Here is a 21,865-nt window from a genome sequence, read left to right on the forward strand (position 1 = left end):
ATGATGGATTTTGCGGCACTACTGCAACAGGGCGCGGGTAACGCCTGGCTGTTTATTCCCAGCGCTATTCTGCTGGGTGCCCTGCACGGCCTGGAGCCGGGACATTCGAAGACCATGATGGCGGCATTTATCATTGCGGTGCAGGGGACGGTCAGGCAGGCAGTATTGCTGGGGCTGGCGGCAACGGTTTCTCATACGCTGGTGGTCTGGGCGATCGCCTTAGGTGGCATGATGCTCAGTCGCCAGTTTGATGCTGCCACCACGGAGCCGTGGTTCCAGCTGGCGTCCGGGGTGATTATTGTCAGCACGGCACTGTGGATGTTCTGGCGGAGCTGGCGTGAAGAACGCGACGGCCAGAAAGGACATCATCATGGTCACTCTCATCATCACGACCATCATCACGACCATCATCATGACCATCATCATGACCACGATCATCACCATCCTCACCCGGCGGCTGGCCCGCGTCTGTCAGCAGGTAGCATGGCGCTGCCGCGTATCGATTTACGCACTGAGGAATATCAGGATGCTCATGCCCGCGCTCATGCCAGTGATATCGAAAGACGCTTTGCTAACCGTAAAGTGACCACCGGGCAGATCGTATTGTTTGGTTTAACCGGCGGGTTAATTCCCTGCCCGGCGGCGATTACCGTGCTGCTGCTGTGCATTCAGATGAAGGCGCTGTCGCTGGGGGCATTGCTGGTGTTGTGTTTCAGCATCGGGCTGGCATTAACGTTGGTGACGGTGGGCGTGGTGGCGGCGCTGAGTATGCGGCAGGCGGCAAAACGCTGGCGTGGTTTAAATACGCTGGCAAAACGGGCGCCCTGGTTTTCCAGTGCACTGATTGCGGTGGTCGGGCTGTATATGGGGATTCATGGCTGGCTGGGGATTGTCGGGCGTTAAGATCGGGTATGCCCGTTCCCTTTCAGGGACCGGGCATATAACCGTCAACTGTCAGTCGGTGTTATTTCAGCAGTTCAGCTGTCATATGAACGCCGTTGTTGGTATTGGCTTCAATAATTTTGTAAGACGACGCACCGGCCTGCTGTGCCTGGGCGGCGATTTTCGCTTCTGCGCTGTCCAGCGTTGAACCGGTTGCCGTTACGCTCTGTGCGAAGCTGGCGAAAGAAACGGTAGAAAGTACGATAACTGCTGCAAAAGTTTTGATAGATTTCATGGGGTAGTTCCTTCATTAGGTTTGTTTGATTAAGGCTTGTTGCCTCGTTGAAAGCAATACTACGCTTGCTAATGAAGTAGTGATAGCGGAGTGATTTGCATATCTCAATCAAATAATTTGATTAAAAATTGACAGCATTTTACATTGTTTGCAGAACACTGACTGATAGCGTTGTTTCACGCTGTATATTGACGCTGCATGACATTCGCTACCCGAAATCAACGCGTCCTCCCTCGTTATAATAACAATGATTATCATTCAACTTAATGCTACGCTCAGGCCGCCGCTTATGCTCCGTCGCCAGTGAGAACCTATCGTGTCAGCGTTTGAACAGTATTACGTAGAAGTCCTGCGCTTTCTGACGCGTAAGCTGCGCGACCGCGACAGCGCCCAGGAGATGACGCAGGAAACCTTCAGCCGGGCGCTGACGCTGCCGTCCGGCGGGCCAGTGCAGTCGCCGCGCGGCCTGCTGTACCACATCGCGCGTAACCTGCTGGTCGACCGCTATCGCCATCAGCAGCGTCAATCCCATGAAAACCTTGATGACATCGATGAATCCTGTATTGTCGCACCCGGTGGCTGGCAGCCTGAGGCTCAGGCCGAAAGCAGCCAGTATGCGGCTCACCTGGTGGCGACCATCGACAGTCTGCCACCGCGCTGCCGTCAGGCGTTCGTGCTGCACCGTTTTGACGGGCTGTCACAGAATGAGGTGGCAAAGCAGATGGGGATTTCCACCAATATGGTTGAAAAACATATTATTCGGGCGATGACGGCCTGTCGGGAATGCAGCGAACGCTGGCAGGACAGCAAGGGATAATGCGATGAACACCTCTGATTCCTCACGATCTGAACGGGCGGAGATTGCCCAGCAGTGGCTACTGCAACAGCAGGCCGGGTTGACGCCTCAGCAGCAGCAGGCGTTTGCGCACTGGCAGGTTGATGATGAAAACGCCGCTGAGTTTGCCCGCGCGCAGCAACTGTGGCAGCAGCTGGGGGCGTTGCCTGCGGCGGAGATTGCCCGCCTGCGTCAGCAGACCCGGCGTGAGCTGGCGGCCCCGACACGGCGAACCCGCCTGCTGTGGCCTGCGCTGGCGATGCTGCTGTTGGCGGTATTGATCTGGCCTGCCTGGCAGAGTCTGGCCCCTGCACAGTTCGAGCTGAGCTATGCCACTGCACGCGGTGAACAACGACTGATTACCCTCCCTGATGGTAGTAAACTGAACCTGGATGCAGGCACCCGGCTGCGTGTGGCTTTTTACCCGCAGCGCCGTGAGGTGTGGCTGGAGCAGGGGCAGGCCTTTTTCCAGGTGGCGCATCAGGCTGAACGTCCTCTGACGGTGCGCAGTGGTCCGTCGCGGGTGACGGTGCTCGGCACCGCCTTCAGCGTACGCTACATCCCGCACTCAATGAGTGGCGAAGGCGTAGATGTGGCGGTGCGTTCTGGCGCGGTGCGCGTTGGCCCGCTATCAGGCTGGGAATACAGCTGGTGGCGGCTGGTGAAAACCGTCGGTCTGTCTCAGGCCGATGCCCATCTCCAGATACTGCACGCCGGGCAGCAGAGCCGCAGCGACGCCAGCGGCCTGCTGGCGGCAGAGAGCGCCATTGCTCCACAGGCGGTCGCTCCCTGGCAGCAGGCGCGGGTCAACTTTGATAACACTCCACTACCGCTGGCGCTGGCCGAATTCGCTCGCTACGGTGCGGTGAACTATCGGGCCGACCCGCAGCTGGCCGATCTGCGCATCACCGGCAGTTTCGAGTTGCAGCGGCTGGACAGCTTTGCCAGAGCGCTGCCCGCCGTGCTGCCGGTAGCGCTGAAGAAGCAGGGCGACAGCACGCTGATCGTGCCGCGTAACAGCAAAGCAAAAAAATCGTAAAATAAATGGCGATGTGACGTCAGGGTTTTGTCTCCCGCGGCGTCTACTAAGGGAAATGATTCTTATTACATGACCTTTGGGAACTGACACATGGCTCTGTTTACCTTTGCTGTACCGCCGGGAAAATCTCTGAAATACAGCGCCGTTGCGCTGGCTATCGCACTGAATACGCTGGGACCTTATGCTGCCGCAGCCAGCGCAACCGTGGCGATTTCACTGCCTCAGCAGCCTCTGTCGTCGTCGCTGAACGCGCTGGCGCAGCAGGCTGGCGTTCAGCTTATCGTCGCGCCGTCGGCGGTCGCCAATAAAACTGCCCCTGCCGTTAACGGCACCATGACGCTGGAGAGCGCCCTCGACCGCCTGTTACAGGGCAGTGGCCTGCACTATAGCCGCCAGAACGATATGGTCACCGTCGAGCCGGGCGATACCCTGGATGGCAACACGTTGACCGTGACCGCCAACAGTGGGCAGCAGGGCGGTAATGTTCCGCAGCAGACCAGCAGCGCCACCAAAACCAACAGCTCACTGCTGGAAGTGCCGCAGTCCGTCTCCGTGATCGGCCGCCAGCAGATGGACCGCCAGAACGTACAAAGCGTGACGGAAGCACTGCGCTATGTGCCGGGGGTAAAAACCGAAACCTACGGCGTTGACCCAAAGGGCTATGACTGGATTTACATTCGCGGCTTCAATGCGTTAACCACTAACGACTACCGTGACGGCCTGCGCCAGCTCAACAACAGCTACAGCTATTTCCGTACCGAGCCGTATGCGCTGGAGCGCATCGATGTGGTACGCGGACCTTCATCCACGCTGTTTGGCCTGGGCGATGCCGGTGGCATTATCAACCGCGTCAGCAAACTGCCAACCGCACAGGGCGTGCATGAAGTGGAAGTGCAGCTCGGCAACTTCGACCGCCGCCAGCTGCAGTTCGACCTCAGCGACAAAATCAACGATGACAGCCGTTACCTCTACCGCCTGGTGGGCGTGGCGCGTGACAGCAATACCCAGTTCCAGTACGCCAACGGCCCGAAAGTGAAAGACGATCGGGTGTATATCGCGCCATCGTTTACCTGGCTGCCGAATGCCGACACCAGCCTGACGCTGCGTGCCGACTACCTGCGCGACAGCTCTGGCGGCACCATTGCGGTGCTGACACAGCCGGATGGCAAAGTCACCGATACGCTGCTGGGCGACTACAGCTACAACCATTTCCGCAATGAGCAGTTCACCGTGGGCTATGAGTTCAGTCATCAGCTGAATGATGCTCTCCAGCTGCGCCAGAACGTGCGTTTTGGTCAGACCGATACCATCCTCAATAACCTGCTGCCGGGCGCGACGGATTACACCGCGGGCACCCAGGCACGGAATGCCGTGCGTTTTGATGAGCATATGCAGGCGTTCAACATCGACAACCAGTTACAGGCTGATTTTGCCACCGGCAGCATCAATCACACCTTGCTGACCGGTATCGATTACAGCTGGCTGGATGGCAATGCAAAACGCTTTAACCAGGCCGCGCCGACGCTGAATATCTTCCAGCCGCAGTACGGTGTGGATATCGCTGACCCGACCACGCTGGTGAATAACAACAACCAGACCACCTCCCAGCTTGGCGTGTACGTGCAGGACCAGGTCTACCTGACGCCGAACTGGCTGTTGACTGTGGGTGGTCGTCATGACGATATCAGCATGCGCACCCAGAACAACCTGACGGAGAATACCAGCTGGCTGGATAAAGATGCCTGGACCGGTCGCGCGGGTTTGACCTGGCTGGTGGGTAACGGCCTGGCTCCGTATATCAGTTATGCCGAGTCCTTTACGCCAAACAGCGGCACCGACAGCAGCAATAACACGTTCACACCCAGCAAGGCGCACCAGGTTGAGGCCGGGATCAAATACCAGCCCGATCCTGATCTGCTGATGACGCTGGCCGCATTTGAAATCACTAAAACCAATGTGCTGACCAACGAACTGGTCAATGGCCTGGCGACCGGTTACCAGACTGCTTCCGGTGAAGTGCGTTCACGCGGTATTGAGTGGGAAACCCAGGCGCAGCTGACGCAAAATCTGCATGCGCTGGCGTCTTACAGCTTTACCGATACGGAAATCACCAAGAGTAACGATGGCGTGCAGGGCAATAAACAGGCCAACGTCCCGAAACATATGGCATCAGTATGGTTGAGCTATGACTTCACCCAGGGGGTGCTGAATGGCCTGACGCTGAACAGCGGCGCACGCTATGTCGGCAGCATGTATGGCGATAACGAAAATACCGTGGCGGTGAAGAACTTCACCCTGGTGGATGCGGGCGCTGCGTATAAAGTTAACCAGCATCTGACCTTCGGGATGAATGTGCAGAACCTGCTGAACCATCACTATGTTGGCACCTGTGACGGCACCACCAGTTGCTATCCGGGCCAGGAGCGTACGCTGATTGGTTCCGTGAAATATAACTTCTGATGTCACCGGGATTGTGGCGGCGACGCGATTGCCTGAAAGCGTTGCTGCTGGCACCGCTGGCTTTCAGTCGCGATCTGCGCGCGCAGCCGCTGGCGACGGATCGTATTGTGGCGATCAACTGGGCGGCAGCGGAACTGATGCTGACGCTCGGTATTACACCGCTGGCGATCTCCGATACGGGTTACTTTCGCCGCCGTATTCCCGACCCGGTGCTGCCTGCCGCGGTCAGGGATATCGGGCCTTACTGGGAACCCAATCTGGAGTATCTTGCCCAGCTGCGGCCATCACTGATCCTCAGTGATGCGCTGTCGCCGTCGATGCTGGCGGCGCTGGCGCGTATTGCTCCGGTGGAGGTGGTCAATATCTACCCGGCGGCGGGGGATGCCTGGCAGTCGCTGAGTGACTGGCTGCTGCCGCTGGCGGCCCGGCTTAATCGTTCGGTGCAGGCGCAGCGACTGCTGGAGGCGGCCAGCCTGCATCTGGCTGACTTACGACAGCAGCTGGCGACGCGTGCGCGCCCGAAAGTGTGTGTGGCGGTGCTCAACCAGGACGGTAAGCATGCCACGGTTTACGGCCAGCACAGCCTGGTGCAGTCCGTACTGGAGCGGCTGGGGCTGGAAAATGCCTGGCAACAGCCGGGTAACCGCATCGGGCTGGCGAATGTCAGTATCGATCGCCTGGCGACGCTGGCGGACACGCGGTTGTTTTACATTGAGCTGCCCACCACCGCCGATCGGCTGCGCAAGGCGCGGCAGTCCAGCGCGTTATGGCAGCATCTTCCTCTGGTGCAGCAGGGCGACGCCGTCCCGCTGCCCCCCTTCTTCCCGTTTGGTGGTGTGCGCACCGCCCTGCGTCTTGCCGACAGCCTTGCGCTGCGGCTACTGAGTGAACCCTGATGTCACGCTATGCGCCGCTGGCGCTGTTTTGCGTTTTATTGCTGTTGGCGCTGGCGCTGACCGTCCATCATCTGTTGCCGTTGCTGCACGATGAGGGCAACGGTCATCTGCTGCTGCACTACAGTTTTCTGCCCCGGCTGACGATCAGCCTGCTGGCCGGAGGCGCACTGGCGCTGGCCGGTTTGCTGTTCCAGCAGGTATTGCGTAATCCGCTGGCCGAACCTGCCACGCTGGGTGTTGCCGCCGGAGCCAATCTGGCGATTGCGCTGGCGCTGGTGCTGGCACCGGGTCTGTTGGTGTGGGGCATGGCACCGGTGGCGTTGGCAGGCGCGGGGATCACCACCCTGTTACTGTTGCTGCTGGTGGCGAAGCAGCACCTGGCGACGCTGAACATTCTCCTCGCGGGCATGGTACTGAGTCTGTATGCCAGCGCCATTTCCACGCTGCTGGTGATGTTTAACCACGACTATCTCAGCGATCTGTTCAGCTGGCAGGCGGGGGCACTGAGTCAGAATGGCTGGGACAGCGTGCGTCTGTTGTTGCTGCCGCTGCTGCTGTTGAGTGGCGGCAGCCTGCTACTGGCACGGCCGCTGACGCTGCTCGGTTTGTCAGATCAGAGTGCCGCCAGCCTGGGCGCATCGCCGCTGCTCGTTCGCCTGCTGACGCTGTTGATTGCCGTGGCGCTCAGTGCGCTGGTTACCAGCCAGCTGGGGATTATCAGCTTTATTGGCCTGGCGGCTCCGGCGCTGGTGCGCTTGCTGGGCGTGCGCCGTTTTAGCCAGCAATTGTCCTGGGCCTTAGCCTTTGGGGCGCTGCTGTTATGGCTGATTGACCAGATCGCGCAGTCGCTTTCTCCCGCTGCGGGTGATGTGCCGACGGGCGCGATGACTGCGCTGTTCAGTGCCCCCTTGATCCTGCTGCTGCTGTCACGCCAGCGGACCATCCATTTTCCTCAGGCGGCATCGGATGTGCCCGCTTTTGCTCCACCGCTGGGTGGCCGTAAGATCGCACTCCTGCTGTGCCTGCTGTTGTTGGCGATCGGTTTATCACTGGGCTGGAATCGTCAGTTTACGGAAGGGATGCTGCTGGCATGGCGCTGGCCTCGGCTGCTGGGATCGCTGGCCGCCGGGGCGATGCTGGCGGTGGCGGGCGTGTTGATTCAACGTCTGACGCGTAACCCGCTGGCCAGCCCGGAATTATTGGGCATCAGCAGCGGCGCGTCACTGGCGATACTGTTGCTGTTTATGCTGGCGGGGCCGTTGTCGTGGATGTTTCCCGCCGCGCTACTTGGCAGTCTGCTGGCGACCGGGGCGATGTTGTGGCTGGGTGCCCGGCGCGGGTTTCAACCGCAGCGCCTGGTGCTGGTGGGTTTATGCCTGACCAGTATCTGCGGTGCGCTGACCAGCCTGCTGATGTTAAGCGGTGACCCGCGTGCGCTGCAATTACTGAACTGGAGCACCGGTTCTACCGCTGGTATCACTGGCCGTGCTGCGTTGTTTGGGGCAGGGCAGGCGCTGGTGCTGATCCCCCTGGCGCTGTTGCTCCGGCGTGGGCTGCAACTGTTGGGGCTGGGAGCACAACCGGCACAATCATTGGGATTGCATTTGCGCGCTAACAGTCTGCTGATCCTGTTACTGGCGGCAGCGCTGACGGCGGGCGGCACGTTGCTGATCGGGCCGTTGAGTTTTATCGGGCTGATCGCCCCGCAGCTGGCGCGTTACAGTGGCGCACGCAGTGTGTCAGCTCAGATTGGGATGGCAGCGCTGCTGGGGGCAACGCTGATGGTGCTGGCCGACTGGCTGGGGCGCAACATCGCCTGGCCGTGGCCTGTTTCGGCAGGGATCCTGTGTTCGCTGATCGGCGCGCCCTGGTTTTTGTGGCAACTGCGTCGGCGCTGAATCAGTGCCGGAACGCTTGTCGCTGGCTGTCAGGTGGTCAGCAATGTGTGCAGCGCCTGTAAATCACGTTTTACCCATTCCAGTTCCTGGGCAAATTTTTCATCCGACAGCAGCGGCTGACGGAACACGGTGATCAGCACCTGAGAACCCTCTTCGTTGGCGACAATACGCATAGGGACGAAGATTTCTTTGCTGTAACCGCTATCAATATAGTGGTCCATAATGCAGAACGGGTTGTGTTCGGTGAAGCGTACTTTGACCGGTCCCTGTGGGCCACGACCTTTCCAGCCAGTACCCTCCGGCTCAAGCGGCCCCTGACTCAGACCCGAAGCCCACTTGGGGAAAAACTCCGGTTTCCAGATCGTTTCATACAAATCTACCCAGTTACGATGGATAGCCAGGCTAAGAGTATGTGAGGACAGCATAATACCTCCGGTCAGTGGTCAATAACGGATTTAACCATCCTGAAAGGAAGATGGGAAGGAGGAGCATTCCATTGTGTTAACTGGCTGGCGAAGCGGGGCGGTAGTGAGGAGTGAAAAGACTCATGTTATCTGTGCAGATGGCCTGACCTGAAAAGGCTCCTCACCGTTAGCGCCGTTTTCATCTACGGTGAGGAATCTTGTCATTTACCTGCTCTTTAATTCAGCATGCGAGGTTTCAACGTCATAACGTCCGTGGAAACAGAGGTCGATTGGGTGAGGATGCCAGTCAATAAGCCCCCTTATTTCAAAAAGAATCATACCGTTTTTTGTGGGATGCTCTTCGCTGAGTAGCGAACGCACCATCAGTGATTCAGGGATAATTCTTGTTTCAAATCGCAGGATCGCTGTTCTGATATTTTTTTCAATCGAATGCCATCTGTGCTGATTGGCAAAGTTTCCGACCAGGGCACTCACGCCATAGTTTACAACTGAATCGACGACCAGGTTGTGCTTGTCTTCATCAAGACTGTCTTCGATGTTGGTACTGTTCAACATCGTAGCAATATCTTTCTGAACAATGGATCGCATCTTTCTCGAATCAAAAAAGAACTCATCATAGCGTTCTATGTTTTTTTTCGGCTCATCATCCTGTAGCCTTTCCAGTAATGTAGGCAAAAATTGCCTTTTCTTTTCCATCACGGCATCCTCAGGCGAACGTTATTTTTCCGCTTTCCAGTAACGAGAAATCCCCTGCATCGGTAATAATGACTTTTCGTCCCGATCCTGTGGAACAGGCGGTAGAGATATCTTCCCACTCTGTGACTAAACCGAGCCTGGCTTCCTTGCTGGCATTTTCAATCAGAGGATAGCGTGACGGGATGTACCCGTAATACGTATCGCTGCTGGTCTGTATATGGGCTTTAGACCAGATTAAATCGATTATTTCTTTAGGTTTTTCAATGCTTAACGATTTTATCTCGGAGAAGGGTACCCAACGGTAACCACCGGCAGCGATAAATTCGCAGGCAGGCCCGATACGTCCGTCACTGTCTGCAATCCATGAAAATGAACCAGTATGTGAGCTTTCTCCGGCGCTGCCATTCACCAGCGAAAATGCCTGGCTGCGCAGCTCGTCCTGCTCATTAAGCGCGCCATCAGACAGGCGTTTATTGGCCTGATTTAACAGATGAATCCATTCAGGAAGTTCAATATTGAGCATGCCAGGTAAGCGTTCGCCACGCAGTACCTGTTCTCTGATTAACTCGCTGAATACCAGATTTTTTGCCATCTCAATTTCTTGCGATGGGTCAGTTTTAATCACTTCAATGGTTTGCAGCTGCATTAAGGCTTTTTGCCACGAACCTTCAATGCAGTAAAGTTTATACAGCGTTTCGCGTAAGGAGATATCTTCAGGTTTAGCCTTAACCTGAGACAAGCAATTCGCCAGAATCTCCTCAAGTGAGGTGGCCTTTAACGATCCATATAATGACTTTGTAGTATCCATCTACTCTTTCCTTAAGGGTATATTTAGTAATGGCTGTCCAGACCAATTTTATACAGGTCCTGGAAAGCAAGTTCAGGTATAACTTTTTTCTCTTTTGCCATGAATTTTTCCGGCGCAAGCAGCATTAATATTTCGTATTTTTCCTCTTCATACAGAACATCGTCTTGCAGATTAGCAACTTCAAGCTCATCCCAGACTTTATCGATCAATGATGGTGCGTCAAGAATGCATTCAATGATGGTTTTGGATTGCATTTCTGATCGGGTAGCATCAAAAAAACTCTCATCATTGATAATGTAATGAGGGTTTTTTGCTTCCTTATCATAGAGGTTGTTGTTGATCTGTCCCCAGATAAGGAATTTCTTATATTCATTTTCCAATGGCTTGATGGCATCATCCTCACTGAATTTATTTGAGGACATCTCATTGGAGTAATTCAAATCGCCAACGTAATGTGCACCGCTTGGTAAAATGTCCTCTATTTCAGGGATGAGGACATTGCTTCTTTCCGTGTCAAAACCATTCAGCGTATAGAACATATCTTCAAGGGAAAACGTGTTCTCACTCATTACAGCCTGAATATTGTAATGACCAATTTGTATTTCAGAACCTAAATTTAACGTGCGGGTTTTGCCCTTTTCAACAGGAATACCGTCAATAATACAAACATAATCGTCAGAGGCATTGAAAACAGCTGCTCCGGCGAGTGTCCAGTAAAAATACACCATATTCTCTTCTGGCTGAGCAGGATGCTGGTCTGAAAACTCCCCTTTTATAATGTTGAAACCTACCCTCGCTTCTGATGTATAAGACTCATCAAGTTGGAAGCGATAGTGCTTATCAGGCCAGGTCATTGATAAGTACATTTTATCCGCCGATGTAAACATCACCAGAACCACTGACCACAGCGGCACCGCATCCACTGACGTCTCCCAGCCGGGCTGCATTGGCTCCATTAATAAATACAGAGCCAGAACCGGAAGCTATAGGGGCCGCGCCATGCAGGGCACAGGTAGCAACGCTGCCGCCTGTGATAGCGGCGTTACTGCCGTTGATCGTGGTATCGCCGGAACCTGAAGCGATCGCTCCACCATGACATACCGCATCGCCAATCTTGGCTGCATTTTGCATAAATCACCTCATGTTGATTCATTGATGAACAAATAAAAAGGGCCTGAACTGTGTTGCCATTATTGGCTTGAGTCAGGACGGGCCCTTTTGCCATCTATTACTGTCTATTGCCTTGTGCGACGTGGAATAAACGTCGGTGTGACCGTTGGCGTTGGTGTTACGGTTGGCGTTACGGTCGGCGTTACGGTTGGCGTTACGGTCGGCGTTACGGTTGGCGTTACGGTTGGCGTTACGGTTGGCGTTACGGTTGGCGTTACGGTTGGCGTTACGGTTGGCGTCACGGTCGGCGTCACAGTTGGCGTTGGTGTGACCTTCGGTGTCGGTGTGGGTAACGGAGGTAATGGCAACGGTAAAGGAATGAATCCAAACGCTGCAAGCCCCGGTAAACCAGGTAAAACGGCACCACCACCACCACCTCCTCCGCCACCACCTTTACAGTCGCAACAGTCACCGGGGTTGATATCGACTTCTCCAGCTTGTATGACAATTTTGGAACCCGCGACAATTTTAATATTTGGAGCAGTGATGGTCAGCATACCACCTGAACTGATCGCGAATGCCCCCCCGGCAACGGCTGCCGCTGCACCGCCCACGGCCAGTGAACTGGCACCGCCTACGGACGTTGCCATGGCACCACCGACGCTGACACTATTAGCACCGCCAACAGCGAGTGAGTTAGCGCCGCCCACGGCGGTTGACATAACGCCACCAACATTGACGGAGTTGGCTCCTCCGACGGTATTTGCCTGTGCAGCCCCAACGACCGTGGTCATCGCACCACCCACAAGCAGGCTATTGAATCCCAATATGTTTGCTGTCTGGAAACCACCGACAAATTTCGTTCTGGTAAGACCCACCTTAATATTTGAGTGCGCACCAATAACCTGATTTTCGTTCGCTTTTGTCAGGCGGCTCATATCGCGCTCAGCCTGTTCCCAGTAGCGTTCAAGGCCTGGTTTATCTTCAAATCGAATACCGTTGAAGTTGGTTCTCCCACCCCCGACAGTTCGGCTGACTATGCCACTTTGTGTGGCATTGGCAGGCAGATCCCAGGGGGGCATGGTAACGTTATTGTAAAGGCTACCTAAAATCAGAGGCCTGTCGGGGTCGCCATTCAAAAAGTCGACAATGACTTCATGGCCAACACGAGGAATGTTAATTCCACCAAAATTATTACCTGCCCATGCCTGGCTCACGCGTAGCCAGCATGAGTCTGATTCGATATTTTTGCCGTAGCGATCCCACAGGAAACGAACTTTGACCCTGCCATATTTATCTGTCCAGATATCTTGTCCTGGAGGACCGACGACGATGGCTGTTTGCGGGCCACGTGTCTTAGGTTTTATCGCAGTTTGCGGATGACGATAAATTTTGGTTGTCGGTTGTACGGTAAACTCGCATTGGTATTTGAAATCCTCCTGCCCTGATACCTGACCAATCTCCTCAACATCTAATTGACTGGAAATGACGAGGTATTCTCGATTCACTTTTTTAACCGGAAATCCTTTTAGATTGAAATTGGAACCGCAGACGACACCGCGCAGCTCACCAAACCCTGTTGCACGAGAACCCGCTGCCCCTAATTCTTCAATACGTACTTTAGCGAGTTGCTCACCAATGCCTGGCTGATCGTAGTCACCTGGCCAGTGATAAACCTCCATGTCATTAAAACTGGTTTTACGGGGTTTGCTGTCCAATGCCATAATATCAGCACGTGACTTGGTGAAATCGTAGTCGTTGGTCACCCAGGAACCCGTAGTAATGCTTTCCTGATGATCGAATCGGGTAACATATTCTCCACCTGCTTTAGGTAAATCAGGTTCATATTGGAGGGTATGGTATGCCTTGCTGTTGAATTTTTTATGAGCACCAACATGATCGACAATAACCATTTTATGCTTGTGATCATGGTGCTCAAAAAACCAGTAAATACCCCACTCTTCCATCAGGCGTTGAATGAAATTAAAGTCGGTTTCACCATATTGAACCTGAAAATCGAGCTGCGGGTAACTGCCACTAAGACGTTTATCTAATGGGAAATGATAATCGGATAACACTTCATCAATGATCTCGACCACATTTTTATGTTGAAAAGTTTTATAGTCAGATGTCAGATCGGTCAGATAGAGCCAGGGTCTGATAACAAACTCATGCTTGGCCTGATTGGCATCCCGGCCAAGAAATCTTGCCTGCTGCACCAGCCCTGATATTTCACGTATCCCTTTTCCGACGCCAGTAACCGCATCAAGACCATTGCCATCCAGCTCTATCTCGATCGTCATTTCTTTCCCGATCAGATCTTTAATCTCGATGTTTGATGCAGATTGCCATGGGATCGATGGGTTAGCGGCAGTCTTGGTCATAATAGTGTACGAATACAGTGTAGATAATGACTCTTCACCTTTAAGCGTTGATGCGACCAAAGCCGGTTCACCCAACAGGAGAGGCATCGCGGCGCTGTACAAGTTAATAGTACGTGACATTAGAATTACCTTATACGAAATTGATTATCCATAACCACTAACGGCGGACGTTAGTAATATCCCTTGGTATCGGTATTTTCCTCGAGTCGATAATTCGACCATACCGACTTTGTCGCCAAAGCCAGATGAAATCTCCAGGCTGAACGCACTCAGGCCAGTTATTCCATGGCATAAATTCTACTCCACCATTAATGGAGGTCTGATTGTCTAAAATATTAAAATTCGACAATAATGACTCTGATGTATTAACAAATCTGTAATTTTTACGAATGAGGATAGACTCCAGAAACGGCGAGTAATGTATCTGTAAGGCTTTAATCCACTCCGAAAAATGAGGGTTTTTTTTATTATCATTCCTTTGACCTTGTCGAGTTGCAAGAATTCGAGCCTGCCAAAATGCGATGTGGGATTTTTTTTTGAATTCCGCTGATATTTTGTCATAGGGAAGGCAAGAAAAAATGACACAAAGGCTATCCTTATTACCGTTATTTTTAGACATAGTCAATGCACCGATGTAATAGTGCTTTCGGTATAGATGTTTTGCCGAAAAAACAAAACACCATGGATAGCTATCCGCTATTTTGTTGTCAGGGTTGAATTCATTTTTCTCAGATCCAATCGTGTCCTGCAAGAATTTAAGTATTCTCTTATGGTGTTTTTTTTGCCAGTGATACCAACGATAGTGGTGGTGATCACTAATAACAGATATCCGCACTGTCATACTCACCTCCGCTGGTATTTATTATGAAAATCAAACCGACCCAGGGTCATCATGGACACCGGAAGTCCCGCAATAGACGCGTAATTAATTGGTCATCATAGGTGAGGCCTGATGCTTCAATATTTGCGCGCCGGTGGCTTAAAGAGAACACCAGAACAGGGTTCGCAGCTGAAGAATTTTCGATTTTTATCACGCTGTCCATCCAGTGGAAAAGAGCCCAGGGTCCAGTGAAAGCCAGACCAGAGGATTGATCAGCCGTTCTTGGCTGAGCGGTCATACTGACCATTGATCCAGCCCGACTGCCCGGCCAGGTAAACGTTTCCGGGGCAACAGGTCCATGTGAGTAATCCATCGTCGTCCCATCGAAGTTCATACTAAGCTGCGTAATGGTTGGCGCCATATAGGGCACAGCGATCGAAAAGTTAAGCGACATCTGTTTACTTTCACCGTTCTGGAAGAAGGTGTTGCGTATGTCCTGAGCCTGTTCGAACGTCTCCAGTGTGGTAGAGCCATTTTCACCATTGTCACTTTTATAACGCCAGGGCTTAACGGATGTATTCACCTTATCAGCCAGATTGGTCTTGAAGAAAATATCTGCCAGACCACCAGGTGCGAAGAAATGCTCAAAATCACGAATACGTACTTCTTCAGGACTCCTGACGAAAGGATAGCGTCCCTCAAGAGTGTTTCTACAGACTTCACCCAAGTCCGCTTCTATCTTTTTATTACTTTCAGAAATAACCAGGAGGTTAACCTTTTTATTAGCACCATTCAGAAGCGGTTCAATAATATTCTTAAGTGGATCAGGCCAGGTTTGTGATTCTGCGCTGATCTTAAGGCCTGCATCTGAAAGCGTCGGCATATTACCGTTTTTAAGCGCATTATCAGAAAGAACAAATAGCGTGTACTGGTCATGGAGAACACCCATGATATTTCTTAACCGACTGCCGGTCATGGTGCTGCTGCCAGCCTTTTCATTAGGGCGTGTAGAGCCAGTCACAAACTCACGCAGGGTAGAGAAGTGACTATCGACGCCTTCCCATAACCGTTTTTTCTCAAGAGATGCCAGCAACTGATTTGCTTTGTTCACGTTTTGTAGCAGCCGTGTATTAGAAGACCGACTATCTATCAGTTCTTCGTTCTGTAAAGCTGACAGTGTGGTTTCCTCAACAGCTCTTTGCGCAAGATTAACCAACGGTGAATCTGACGAAACGATGGTACGCAGTAAATAAATATCAAAGGAGAGCGCTAGCTGACCATCTCCGCTTTGTGAACGATTTGAGTTCAGGCCGATCTCGCTGAGAAATCGGCTCCACCGTTGAGTATATTCATCGTAGTAACGCTGCATAATTTTTTGCTTTATAGGATCAATACGTTTAGCGTTTGCCAGCATCGCAGATCCTAGTAACCCCAATTCTGCATGCATTCTGGTCGAGCTGAACTCTGCTAGCGAGGTGTTATGTTTGCTTTCCATAACCCAGCCATCTTCATCATTAAGACGGGTAACAAGGGCGGTGATTTTTTTTTTAAAAACCTGATGATAACCGACATAGGTAAACAGCCCGGGAATACTGGTTGCAGTATGATCGGGTTCATCCAGGGTGAAAATTTGGTTGGCTTTACCCTCGGTCATTTTATCCAGAGTCAGGTTTTCCGGGGCATCATCCTGCATAATCAACTTAATGCGATCATAAAGACGGTCACTAAGTGAAATGCGACCCAGCACATTCCTTGCCTGTGCAACCAGATCAGTATCGATTGGTTGTGAATAATGGTGCCAGTCTGGCAAGTCAAACAAGTTATCTAAATGAGCAATGAAAATTTCTTTATCAGCGTAGGGTAATATCTTGCCAGAATCATCCCAGGCCTTAGTTATCGTATCAATAAGGAATTTCTTATCGAATTTTCCTTTCCCATTGAGCATCAGATACGCCTTTAATGCTGTATATATTTCGCTATTATCATCAGCAAGAAGAGCATTTTGAAGCTTATCCTGTGCCTCATTTTGCACATTTGGGAAGAGCAGTTTTTGTAAAAAATAGTGGTATAATGAGCTTGAATTTGACGTTATATTCCAACCCACATATTGACCGAATCTGAAGTTTAATGGTGGGTGTTCAACGTCCAAATCATTGTATTCAGGCATGTACTGTGCCATGGACAGTAATGTAGGTATTAATTCTTGGTTGTTGTCTTTTTCAAACTCTTTAACTTTCCCTTCTAAGGTGAACACTTTATCACGGACAGTGTTGAGGTATCCGTCGTTATTATGATAGCTATGGTAAAAGCCATTTATTAACCATACGGTTAATAAAATACATGAGCAATGTATCAATATGTTTTGGAATCGGTACTTCGATTCGGCACTTAAATTATGGCGCACCAGATGGGCATCTTTAACGATGATCTCTGAAAATAACATCTTGAGAAAATAATGGCGACCATAAGCATTTTCAGTGACTAAGAAATCAGCAGCATTATATTTTCTTGCGACAGACTCAACCGCCTTGACGGATCGTTTGTGTACAAAATTATCCCACTTATTCATTAACGTTCTGTTATTTAACAGATAAACATCGGCTGGTTGGTTATTGCTGACGAAATATAATCCGCGCAGACTGGTAAACCCTTTACTTTCATCATATCTTGATGTGAAGAATATATTTTGCAGCATGTCAGATATTTCCTTTGATAGAACACGGAAATCCTGAGGGAAGCTGTACATTCTTTTTCTATCGCCAAGGTTCAGTTCTTCCTGCTGGCGTAATGTCATCTTCTCTTCGATACGATTTTCCAGCAGAACTAACTCCGCATCAACACGCTCACGTAGGTCAGATGCAGGCATTTTCATTTCTTCGCCATAAGGGAAGGTCACGCCCCAAATCTGCTCACGTTCCTGCTCTGTTAAAATCCTGAAATACTCTGAAAAACCAGAGAGTTGATCTATTTTTGATACCAGTACATAGACTGGGAAATGTATGCCAAGAACCTTGCGTGTATCATCGAGTCTTGCTCTGATTTTAGCTGACAGGTCGTACAATTCAGCCTTGCTACGTCCCATAACATCAGAAGCAGCAATATTGATAATAACCCCATTGATGGCTTTTATTGAGCGGTACTTCCTGATGCCGTTTAAGATGTTACTCCATTCATTATTATTTTCATCCGCCTGGCTAACATATTTACCGGCAGTATCTAAAAATAGAGCATCATTAGAAAACCAACATTCACAATTGGTTGTTGCTATCGTCTTTCTGGCAATCTTTTTCAGCTGTTCTGGGTCTGGGAAACTCTGTCCAGAGGACAGCACTGAGGATGTTTTACCTGCATTTTCCGTTCCAATGACCATATACCAGGGCAGATCGCTAAGAAACTTCTCTGGCATGAAAAATTGCTTAAACTTTGACGTGCTTTTGCTGATTTTTTTAATATAATTATTCGCATTGCGAATAATTGCAAAAATTTCAGCCTGATTGTAATCTTCCTTTACTTCTTCATCTTTAATGAATTTATCTAAAAATTTTGGATTTCTCTTCAGTGCAATAATGAGTTTCCAAATACCATAAAAAATAGCTATTGTTAGTATGCAACCGATTACAATTACTCTACTATTTACGCTATTAAGTGGGTAGGATTTCCCCATTAAAATGTACGGGCCCATTATCCAGACTGCACAACTAAGCACCAGTAATGCCATGATTATGACAGGGAGTCTTAACCCTATTCCTACCATGCAAAATAGTGAAATAACGATCAAGATAATACGCGGTTCGACACTTTCCAATGGCCGTGTTTCACCAAATCCAAAAAATGGTCCTAAATACCAAATAAATAGCACCAATAAAATGAAACATGCCACTGTCAGCATGATTTTTGTTACACGGGTAGAAAATAATCTATTAATTAAAGACATTGCTAATCTCATCAATAAGTAACGAAGAATTCTACGCGCCTGTTTTGCGCACGACCTTCGGGTTTACTATTACTACTCACTGGCTGAGTATCGCCTACGCCTTGAGTATGTATTTTATTTTCAGGTAAGCCGGTGTTAACAAGTAATTTTTCCACGGCTTTAGCCCGTAATTCTGAAAGGATAGTGTTGTTTTCAATGCCTGGTTTGTGAATCGGCGTTGCGTCAGTATGCCCAATAATAAGCACACTGCCATTCACTCTTTGTACCTCTTTAGCAACCCGGTTCATAACATAATCCATGTCAGGTTTTACTGATGTTGCACCACTTTCGAATATCGAATCACCCTTGAATACGACTTTACTTTGCTCTTTTGTCTCGTCAACACTGACTAAACCCTTCGCTATTTCATTTCTTAACAAATAAGCGAGCCTGAGTTTCTTCGCCTCAGGTTTTTCCACGTTGAGTCTCTGCATTGCGAGCATTTTATGCTCAATAATACTCTGGTTGACCGATAACCAATATTTGTACCATAAGAAAGTTGAAGCAATTAAAATTCCACATAGCAGGAATGTTATGCGTACAGGAATGATTAACTTCTCACGTTTCAGCTTTCCACGACTAACCAAACCGTGTGGCGATAAGGTCGTTGAAGTTGTGTCTTTGGTACTTTGAATAATGGTCAGTAACCGCTGTCTTATTTTTGTGAGTTGTCGGTCACCATCTTCAATAATACTGTAACGCCCTTCAAACCCAAGGCCTAGAATACGCAAAAGTACCTCAAGCACGTCTGCATATTCATGAGGATTCATAGAGAGACGACCAACCAACAGGAAAAATTTGTTGCCCCCGTCATTATCGCCTTCGAAGTGGTTGAGTAAGTTACTCTGCGACCAGCCGGAACGTTGTGCCCAGGCTTTTTCATGTGCAGCTTCGTCCAGTGCGGTACACAGGCAGTAGCGCACGATGGCCATTTTTTTCCAAGAGACATCAATCTCATCACAAACAATGACGAAGAGGTTGATTTCATTTTTTATGCTTCTTTTAAGCACTTCAACATGTTCAGTCGAGTCAACATGTTCAGGCATTTCACTTAATGCGCGAAGCAAATACTGGCTAGCTTCCAGTAGTGGGTTTTCAGCCTGTCTGATATTTACCAGCCGCTGCTGGACACTCTCACTTCTTAGCGATGTTTCGTTTAAATAGGTTTTCTCGCTATGCAGAAATCGCTCAATTTCTTCATCCTCGTTACTTTCCTTAATACGATGATCAATGGAAATGCTGTGCTCATCCGGCAGAAATCTGCCGAGCGCCTGAGATGTCAGCTCTTCTGGTGGGATATCTTCAGCCTCAAGACCACGATCCTGTCTTTCGCTCATTAGTTCCTAACTCCCCAAAGTTCCATTTTTAGTCCAGGGAAGTCACCGGCTACGTGTATCGCAATCGCTCCTGTAGCAGATATTTTTTCCCAGAACGGTCCACTTTTGAGCAGATCGAAATAGACATAACCCGAACTGTAAGGGATCTGCCGTGGAGGAACCGGTAGGGCTTGCAGGACGAGCCCTGGTAAATGCGATCTAACCAACTCATGCAATTGCTGCGGCGCACTAATTTTTGTCTGAGAAGTAAATTGCTGCTGTAACACATCCATGGAGAGTTGTGCATGGACGGCAAGCACAAGGTTTGAGAATGAGTGTAATTCTGCAGGCAACATTGATGCTGACCAGACACCATTCCCTTTCGGCAGTAACGGGATCATTTGTCCTGCCCGAACCAGTATCTGATTGAGGAGATAATTGACTTCGTCGACTAAGGGTCTAATTGATTCATAAAGCCGGGCATGATCGTATCCTGGTGCTGCTATCGGGCGGCGCGTCGTTGTCCGCACAAATGTGGATAATTCACCCGAAAATTTTGCCAACTCTTGATATATCATGATCGGAGGAAGCTCAGGAATATGCCTGATATGGTCGAGAAGTGGTTCATATTTATTGAAAATTTGCAGTAGTAAATAGTCAACAACTTCAGCGCCGGCACTCGCCTTTCCATCACTGGCGGACAGACGCGTTGCTAACATTTCTGCTCGCATTTTAACCAGTCCATTAAGATGCGTTAACCATTCTGTCAACAGTATATTAGCGGCATAGGCAGTGACCGGCGGAATATGGTCTTCTGAGTGCAGCAATACACTGCCATCCGGTTGTATTGCCCTGATTTTGGTTAATGGTAAGCCAAGCCACGACTCTGTCATTTCCGTTTCAGGTACCAGACGCATGCGTAGCCGACTTAATTGAACCGGTTTGGCACCTTGTCTAATCGCATTGGTATCATTAAGGCTAGTTTCATAAGCCACAAAGCGCGCGAGTGAACTCTGGCTGTTTTTATCAAAGACCGTCTCGTCACTATTTTCCAGGCGTAACGGCACGGCAAGATAGATCATTTTTCCTAAATGTTCTGGACTGATTGTCAGTGGTTCAGGGATCTCGGCATGCTCAGGAATATCGAATGGTGTTCCATCAGGCAGAACCCCACCTCCCGATCTCAGAACCAGTTTTCCATAAGCCAGTGCTTCTTTATCAATATCATATTGGGAAAACCCCCAAAAAAACGTATTCAGAGTCGCTGTGCGTTTATGTACAAAATATTCTAAATAGCGCTCTTGTTGTTGAAATAATTGGGGACGCAGAAACAGTCCTTCGCTCCAGACGACTTTATTCGTTCTCACATCTTAATCCATTTTATTTTTGAGATTGAAGTTTTACTAAAGTCAATACTCAGAATGTATTTTTCTTCTGAGTGCATCAACTTCCACCAAGGGACAGGCTTAACAGCTGGAAACATGATTGTTTTGTTCCAGTCCGCGTGATTAATATCCCGAAACGTAGCGACAACTCCCAGAGCGACACTTGATTTTTCGGGACTAATCTCAATATGTCGTTTTTCACCAGGCAGAAGAATAGCTTGATATAACTTGCTCGACTGTTGTGAAAATTCATTATTGGTGTTTTTAATAATTGAATAATAATCACTATTATCAAATGTATCAGGTGTTTTTAATTCATAAATGTAAATGCCCAGAGGAGCTGGTTTGCTCTCAATGTTAGGGTTGATATCACTCGATGCTAACAACGTAACTTTTATGCTTTGCGGATTTTTTTTCCCCGAAAACAAACTGCATGATGTCAAAGTTGATATAAAAAAAAGTGCAATAACAAGTGACACGTAGCATTTTGTGGACGTTTTCAACCATTTTTTCATCATAAAAAATCTATTTTTTAAAACACAGTAAAAGAAAACTATGCGGCATAAAAGTTAAGGTTCAGGACTATTCTTGCTCACATGATAACGAGTTTTTCTAACCAGTTTAAACTAATCGTGAATTCGAA

The 21,865-nt window shown here is 49.9% G+C and carries 18 protein-coding genes; 6 read left to right on the top strand and 12 right to left on the bottom strand.

Features of this window, described 5'->3' with window-relative positions:
• Positions 1-903, top strand: a complete 903-nt coding sequence (locus tag ACFL9S_RS00335; RefSeq protein WP_405259622.1) for a nickel/cobalt efflux protein RcnA — start codon at positions 1-3, stop codon at positions 901-903.
• Between the two features lie 61 nt (positions 904-964).
• On the opposite strand, the gene ACFL9S_RS00340 is transcribed toward ACFL9S_RS00335, so the two are convergent.
• On the bottom strand, positions 965-1,177 hold the full coding sequence (locus ACFL9S_RS00340) for a YdgH/BhsA/McbA-like domain containing protein (RefSeq protein WP_405259624.1): 213 nt from the start codon (positions 1,175-1,177) through the stop codon (positions 965-967).
• 316 nt (positions 1,178-1,493) lie between these two features.
• Here ACFL9S_RS00340 and ACFL9S_RS00345 point away from each other — a divergent pair, with 316 nt between their 5' ends.
• The 5 genes from ACFL9S_RS00345 to fhuB all read left to right on the top strand — a co-directional run bounded on the left by ACFL9S_RS00345 (position 1,494) and on the right by fhuB (position 8,305).
• Positions 1,494-1,994 carry an RNA polymerase sigma factor gene (locus ACFL9S_RS00345; protein WP_405259625.1) on the top strand — a complete coding sequence of 167 codons (501 nt, stop codon included), beginning with the start codon at positions 1,494-1,496 and terminating at the stop codon, positions 1,992-1,994.
• Between the two features lie 4 nt (positions 1,995-1,998).
• Positions 1,999-3,051, top strand: coding sequence for a FecR family protein (locus ACFL9S_RS00350; protein WP_405259626.1), 1,053 nt, complete (start codon positions 1,999-2,001; stop codon positions 3,049-3,051).
• Positions 3,052-3,141: 90 nt separating this feature from the next.
• The gene (locus ACFL9S_RS00355; RefSeq protein ID WP_405259627.1) at positions 3,142-5,511 is read left to right on the top strand and encodes a TonB-dependent siderophore receptor; all 2,370 of its coding nucleotides are present in this window, start codon (positions 3,142-3,144) and stop codon (positions 5,509-5,511) included.
• Positions 5,511-6,407, top strand: coding sequence for an ABC transporter substrate-binding protein (locus ACFL9S_RS00360; RefSeq protein ID WP_405259628.1), 897 nt, complete (start codon positions 5,511-5,513; stop codon positions 6,405-6,407). The genes ACFL9S_RS00355 and ACFL9S_RS00360 overlap by 1 nt, the downstream gene beginning before the upstream one ends.
• Entirely contained in the window at positions 6,407-8,305 is a 1,899-nt protein-coding gene (gene fhuB / locus ACFL9S_RS00365) for a Fe(3+)-hydroxamate ABC transporter permease FhuB (RefSeq protein WP_405259629.1), read from the top strand. The genes ACFL9S_RS00360 and fhuB overlap by 1 nt, the downstream gene beginning before the upstream one ends.
• A 29-nt stretch (positions 8,306-8,334) precedes the next feature.
• Here the strand turns inward: fhuB and ACFL9S_RS00370 are convergent, their stop codons facing one another.
• The 11 genes from ACFL9S_RS00370 to tssJ all read right to left on the bottom strand — a co-directional run bounded on the left by ACFL9S_RS00370 (position 8,335) and on the right by tssJ (position 21,701).
• Positions 8,335-8,730, bottom strand: coding sequence for a polyketide cyclase (locus tag ACFL9S_RS00370; protein ID WP_405259630.1), 396 nt, complete (start codon positions 8,728-8,730; stop codon positions 8,335-8,337).
• Between the two features lie 204 nt (positions 8,731-8,934).
• Entirely contained in the window at positions 8,935-9,426 is a 492-nt protein-coding gene (locus tag ACFL9S_RS00375) for a type VI secretion system baseplate subunit TssE (protein ID WP_405259631.1), read from the bottom strand.
• A gap of 10 nt (positions 9,427-9,436) precedes the next feature.
• Entirely contained in the window at positions 9,437-10,234 is a 798-nt protein-coding gene (locus ACFL9S_RS00380) for a type VI secretion system accessory protein TagJ (protein ID WP_405259632.1), read from the bottom strand.
• A gap of 23 nt (positions 10,235-10,257) precedes the next feature.
• Positions 10,258-11,157, bottom strand: coding sequence for a TagK domain-containing protein (locus ACFL9S_RS00385; RefSeq protein WP_405259633.1), 900 nt, complete (start codon positions 11,155-11,157; stop codon positions 10,258-10,260).
• Positions 11,102-11,365, bottom strand: coding sequence for a PAAR domain-containing protein (locus ACFL9S_RS00390; protein ID WP_405259634.1), 264 nt, complete (start codon positions 11,363-11,365; stop codon positions 11,102-11,104). Before ACFL9S_RS00390 ends, ACFL9S_RS00385 begins: the two co-directional genes overlap by 56 nt.
• Before the next feature lie 104 nt (positions 11,366-11,469).
• The gene (locus ACFL9S_RS00395; protein ID WP_405259635.1) at positions 11,470-13,848 is read right to left on the bottom strand and encodes a type VI secretion system Vgr family protein; all 2,379 of its coding nucleotides are present in this window, start codon (positions 13,846-13,848) and stop codon (positions 11,470-11,472) included.
• A gap of 37 nt (positions 13,849-13,885) precedes the next feature.
• Positions 13,886-14,569, bottom strand: coding sequence for a hypothetical protein (locus tag ACFL9S_RS00400; RefSeq protein WP_405259636.1), 684 nt, complete (start codon positions 14,567-14,569; stop codon positions 13,886-13,888).
• 49 nt (positions 14,570-14,618) lie between these two features.
• Entirely contained in the window at positions 14,619-18,482 is a 3,864-nt protein-coding gene (gene tssM, locus ACFL9S_RS00405; RefSeq protein ID WP_405259637.1) for a type VI secretion system membrane subunit TssM, read from the bottom strand.
• Between the two features lie 11 nt (positions 18,483-18,493).
• Complete coding sequence (gene tssL / locus ACFL9S_RS00410) at positions 18,494-19,858, bottom strand: type VI secretion system protein TssL, long form (RefSeq protein WP_405259638.1); 1,365 nt, start codon at positions 19,856-19,858, stop codon at positions 18,494-18,496.
• Positions 19,858-21,204: a type VI secretion system baseplate subunit TssK gene (tssK, locus tag ACFL9S_RS00415; protein ID WP_405259639.1), complete on the bottom strand. Its 1,347-nt coding sequence runs from the start codon at positions 21,202-21,204 to the stop codon at positions 19,858-19,860. Before tssK ends, tssL begins: the two co-directional genes overlap by 1 nt.
• A complete protein-coding gene (tssJ, locus tag ACFL9S_RS00420; protein WP_405259640.1) occupies positions 21,201-21,701 on the bottom strand; it encodes a type VI secretion system lipoprotein TssJ in 501 nt (166 codons plus the stop codon). Before tssJ ends, tssK begins: the two co-directional genes overlap by 4 nt.
• Positions 21,702-21,865: the final 164 nt, after the last annotated feature.

The sequence above is a fragment of the Erwinia sp. AnSW2-5 genome (assembly GCF_045107195.1).
Classification (GTDB): Bacteria; Pseudomonadota; Gammaproteobacteria; order Enterobacterales; family Enterobacteriaceae; genus Erwinia.

Bases quoted from the DNA above. Each gene is read 5' to 3' on its own strand.
- ACFL9S_RS00400 (WP_405259636.1), bottom strand. From the start codon at position 14,569: ATGACAGTGCGGATATCTGTTATTAGTGATCACCACCACTATCGTTGG.
- ACFL9S_RS00375 (WP_405259631.1), bottom strand. From the start codon at position 9,426: ATGGAAAAGAAAAGGCAATTTTTGCCTACATTACTGGAAAGGCTACAG.
- ACFL9S_RS00395 (WP_405259635.1), bottom strand. From the start codon at position 13,848: ATGTCACGTACTATTAACTTGTACAGCGCCGCGATGCCTCTCCTGTTG.
- ACFL9S_RS00335 (WP_405259622.1), top strand. From the start codon at position 1: ATGATGGATTTTGCGGCACTACTGCAACAGGGCGCGGGTAACGCCTGG.
- ACFL9S_RS00380 (WP_405259632.1), bottom strand. From the start codon at position 10,234: ATGGATACTACAAAGTCATTATATGGATCGTTAAAGGCCACCTCACTT.
- ACFL9S_RS00390 (WP_405259634.1), bottom strand. From the start codon at position 11,365: ATGCAAAATGCAGCCAAGATTGGCGATGCGGTATGTCATGGTGGAGCG.
- ACFL9S_RS00340 (WP_405259624.1), bottom strand. From the start codon at position 1,177: ATGAAATCTATCAAAACTTTTGCAGCAGTTATCGTACTTTCTACCGTT.
- tssM (WP_405259637.1), bottom strand. From the start codon at position 18,482: ATGTCTTTAATTAATAGATTATTTTCTACCCGTGTAACAAAAATCATG.
- ACFL9S_RS00350 (WP_405259626.1), top strand. From the start codon at position 1,999: ATGAACACCTCTGATTCCTCACGATCTGAACGGGCGGAGATTGCCCAG.
- ACFL9S_RS00355 (WP_405259627.1), top strand. From the start codon at position 3,142: ATGGCTCTGTTTACCTTTGCTGTACCGCCGGGAAAATCTCTGAAATAC.
- fhuB (WP_405259629.1), top strand. From the start codon at position 6,407: ATGTCACGCTATGCGCCGCTGGCGCTGTTTTGCGTTTTATTGCTGTTG.
- ACFL9S_RS00370 (WP_405259630.1), bottom strand. From the start codon at position 8,730: ATGCTGTCCTCACATACTCTTAGCCTGGCTATCCATCGTAACTGGGTA.
- ACFL9S_RS00360 (WP_405259628.1), top strand. From the start codon at position 5,511: ATGTCACCGGGATTGTGGCGGCGACGCGATTGCCTGAAAGCGTTGCTG.
- tssL (WP_405259638.1), bottom strand. From the start codon at position 19,858: ATGAGCGAAAGACAGGATCGTGGTCTTGAGGCTGAAGATATCCCACCA.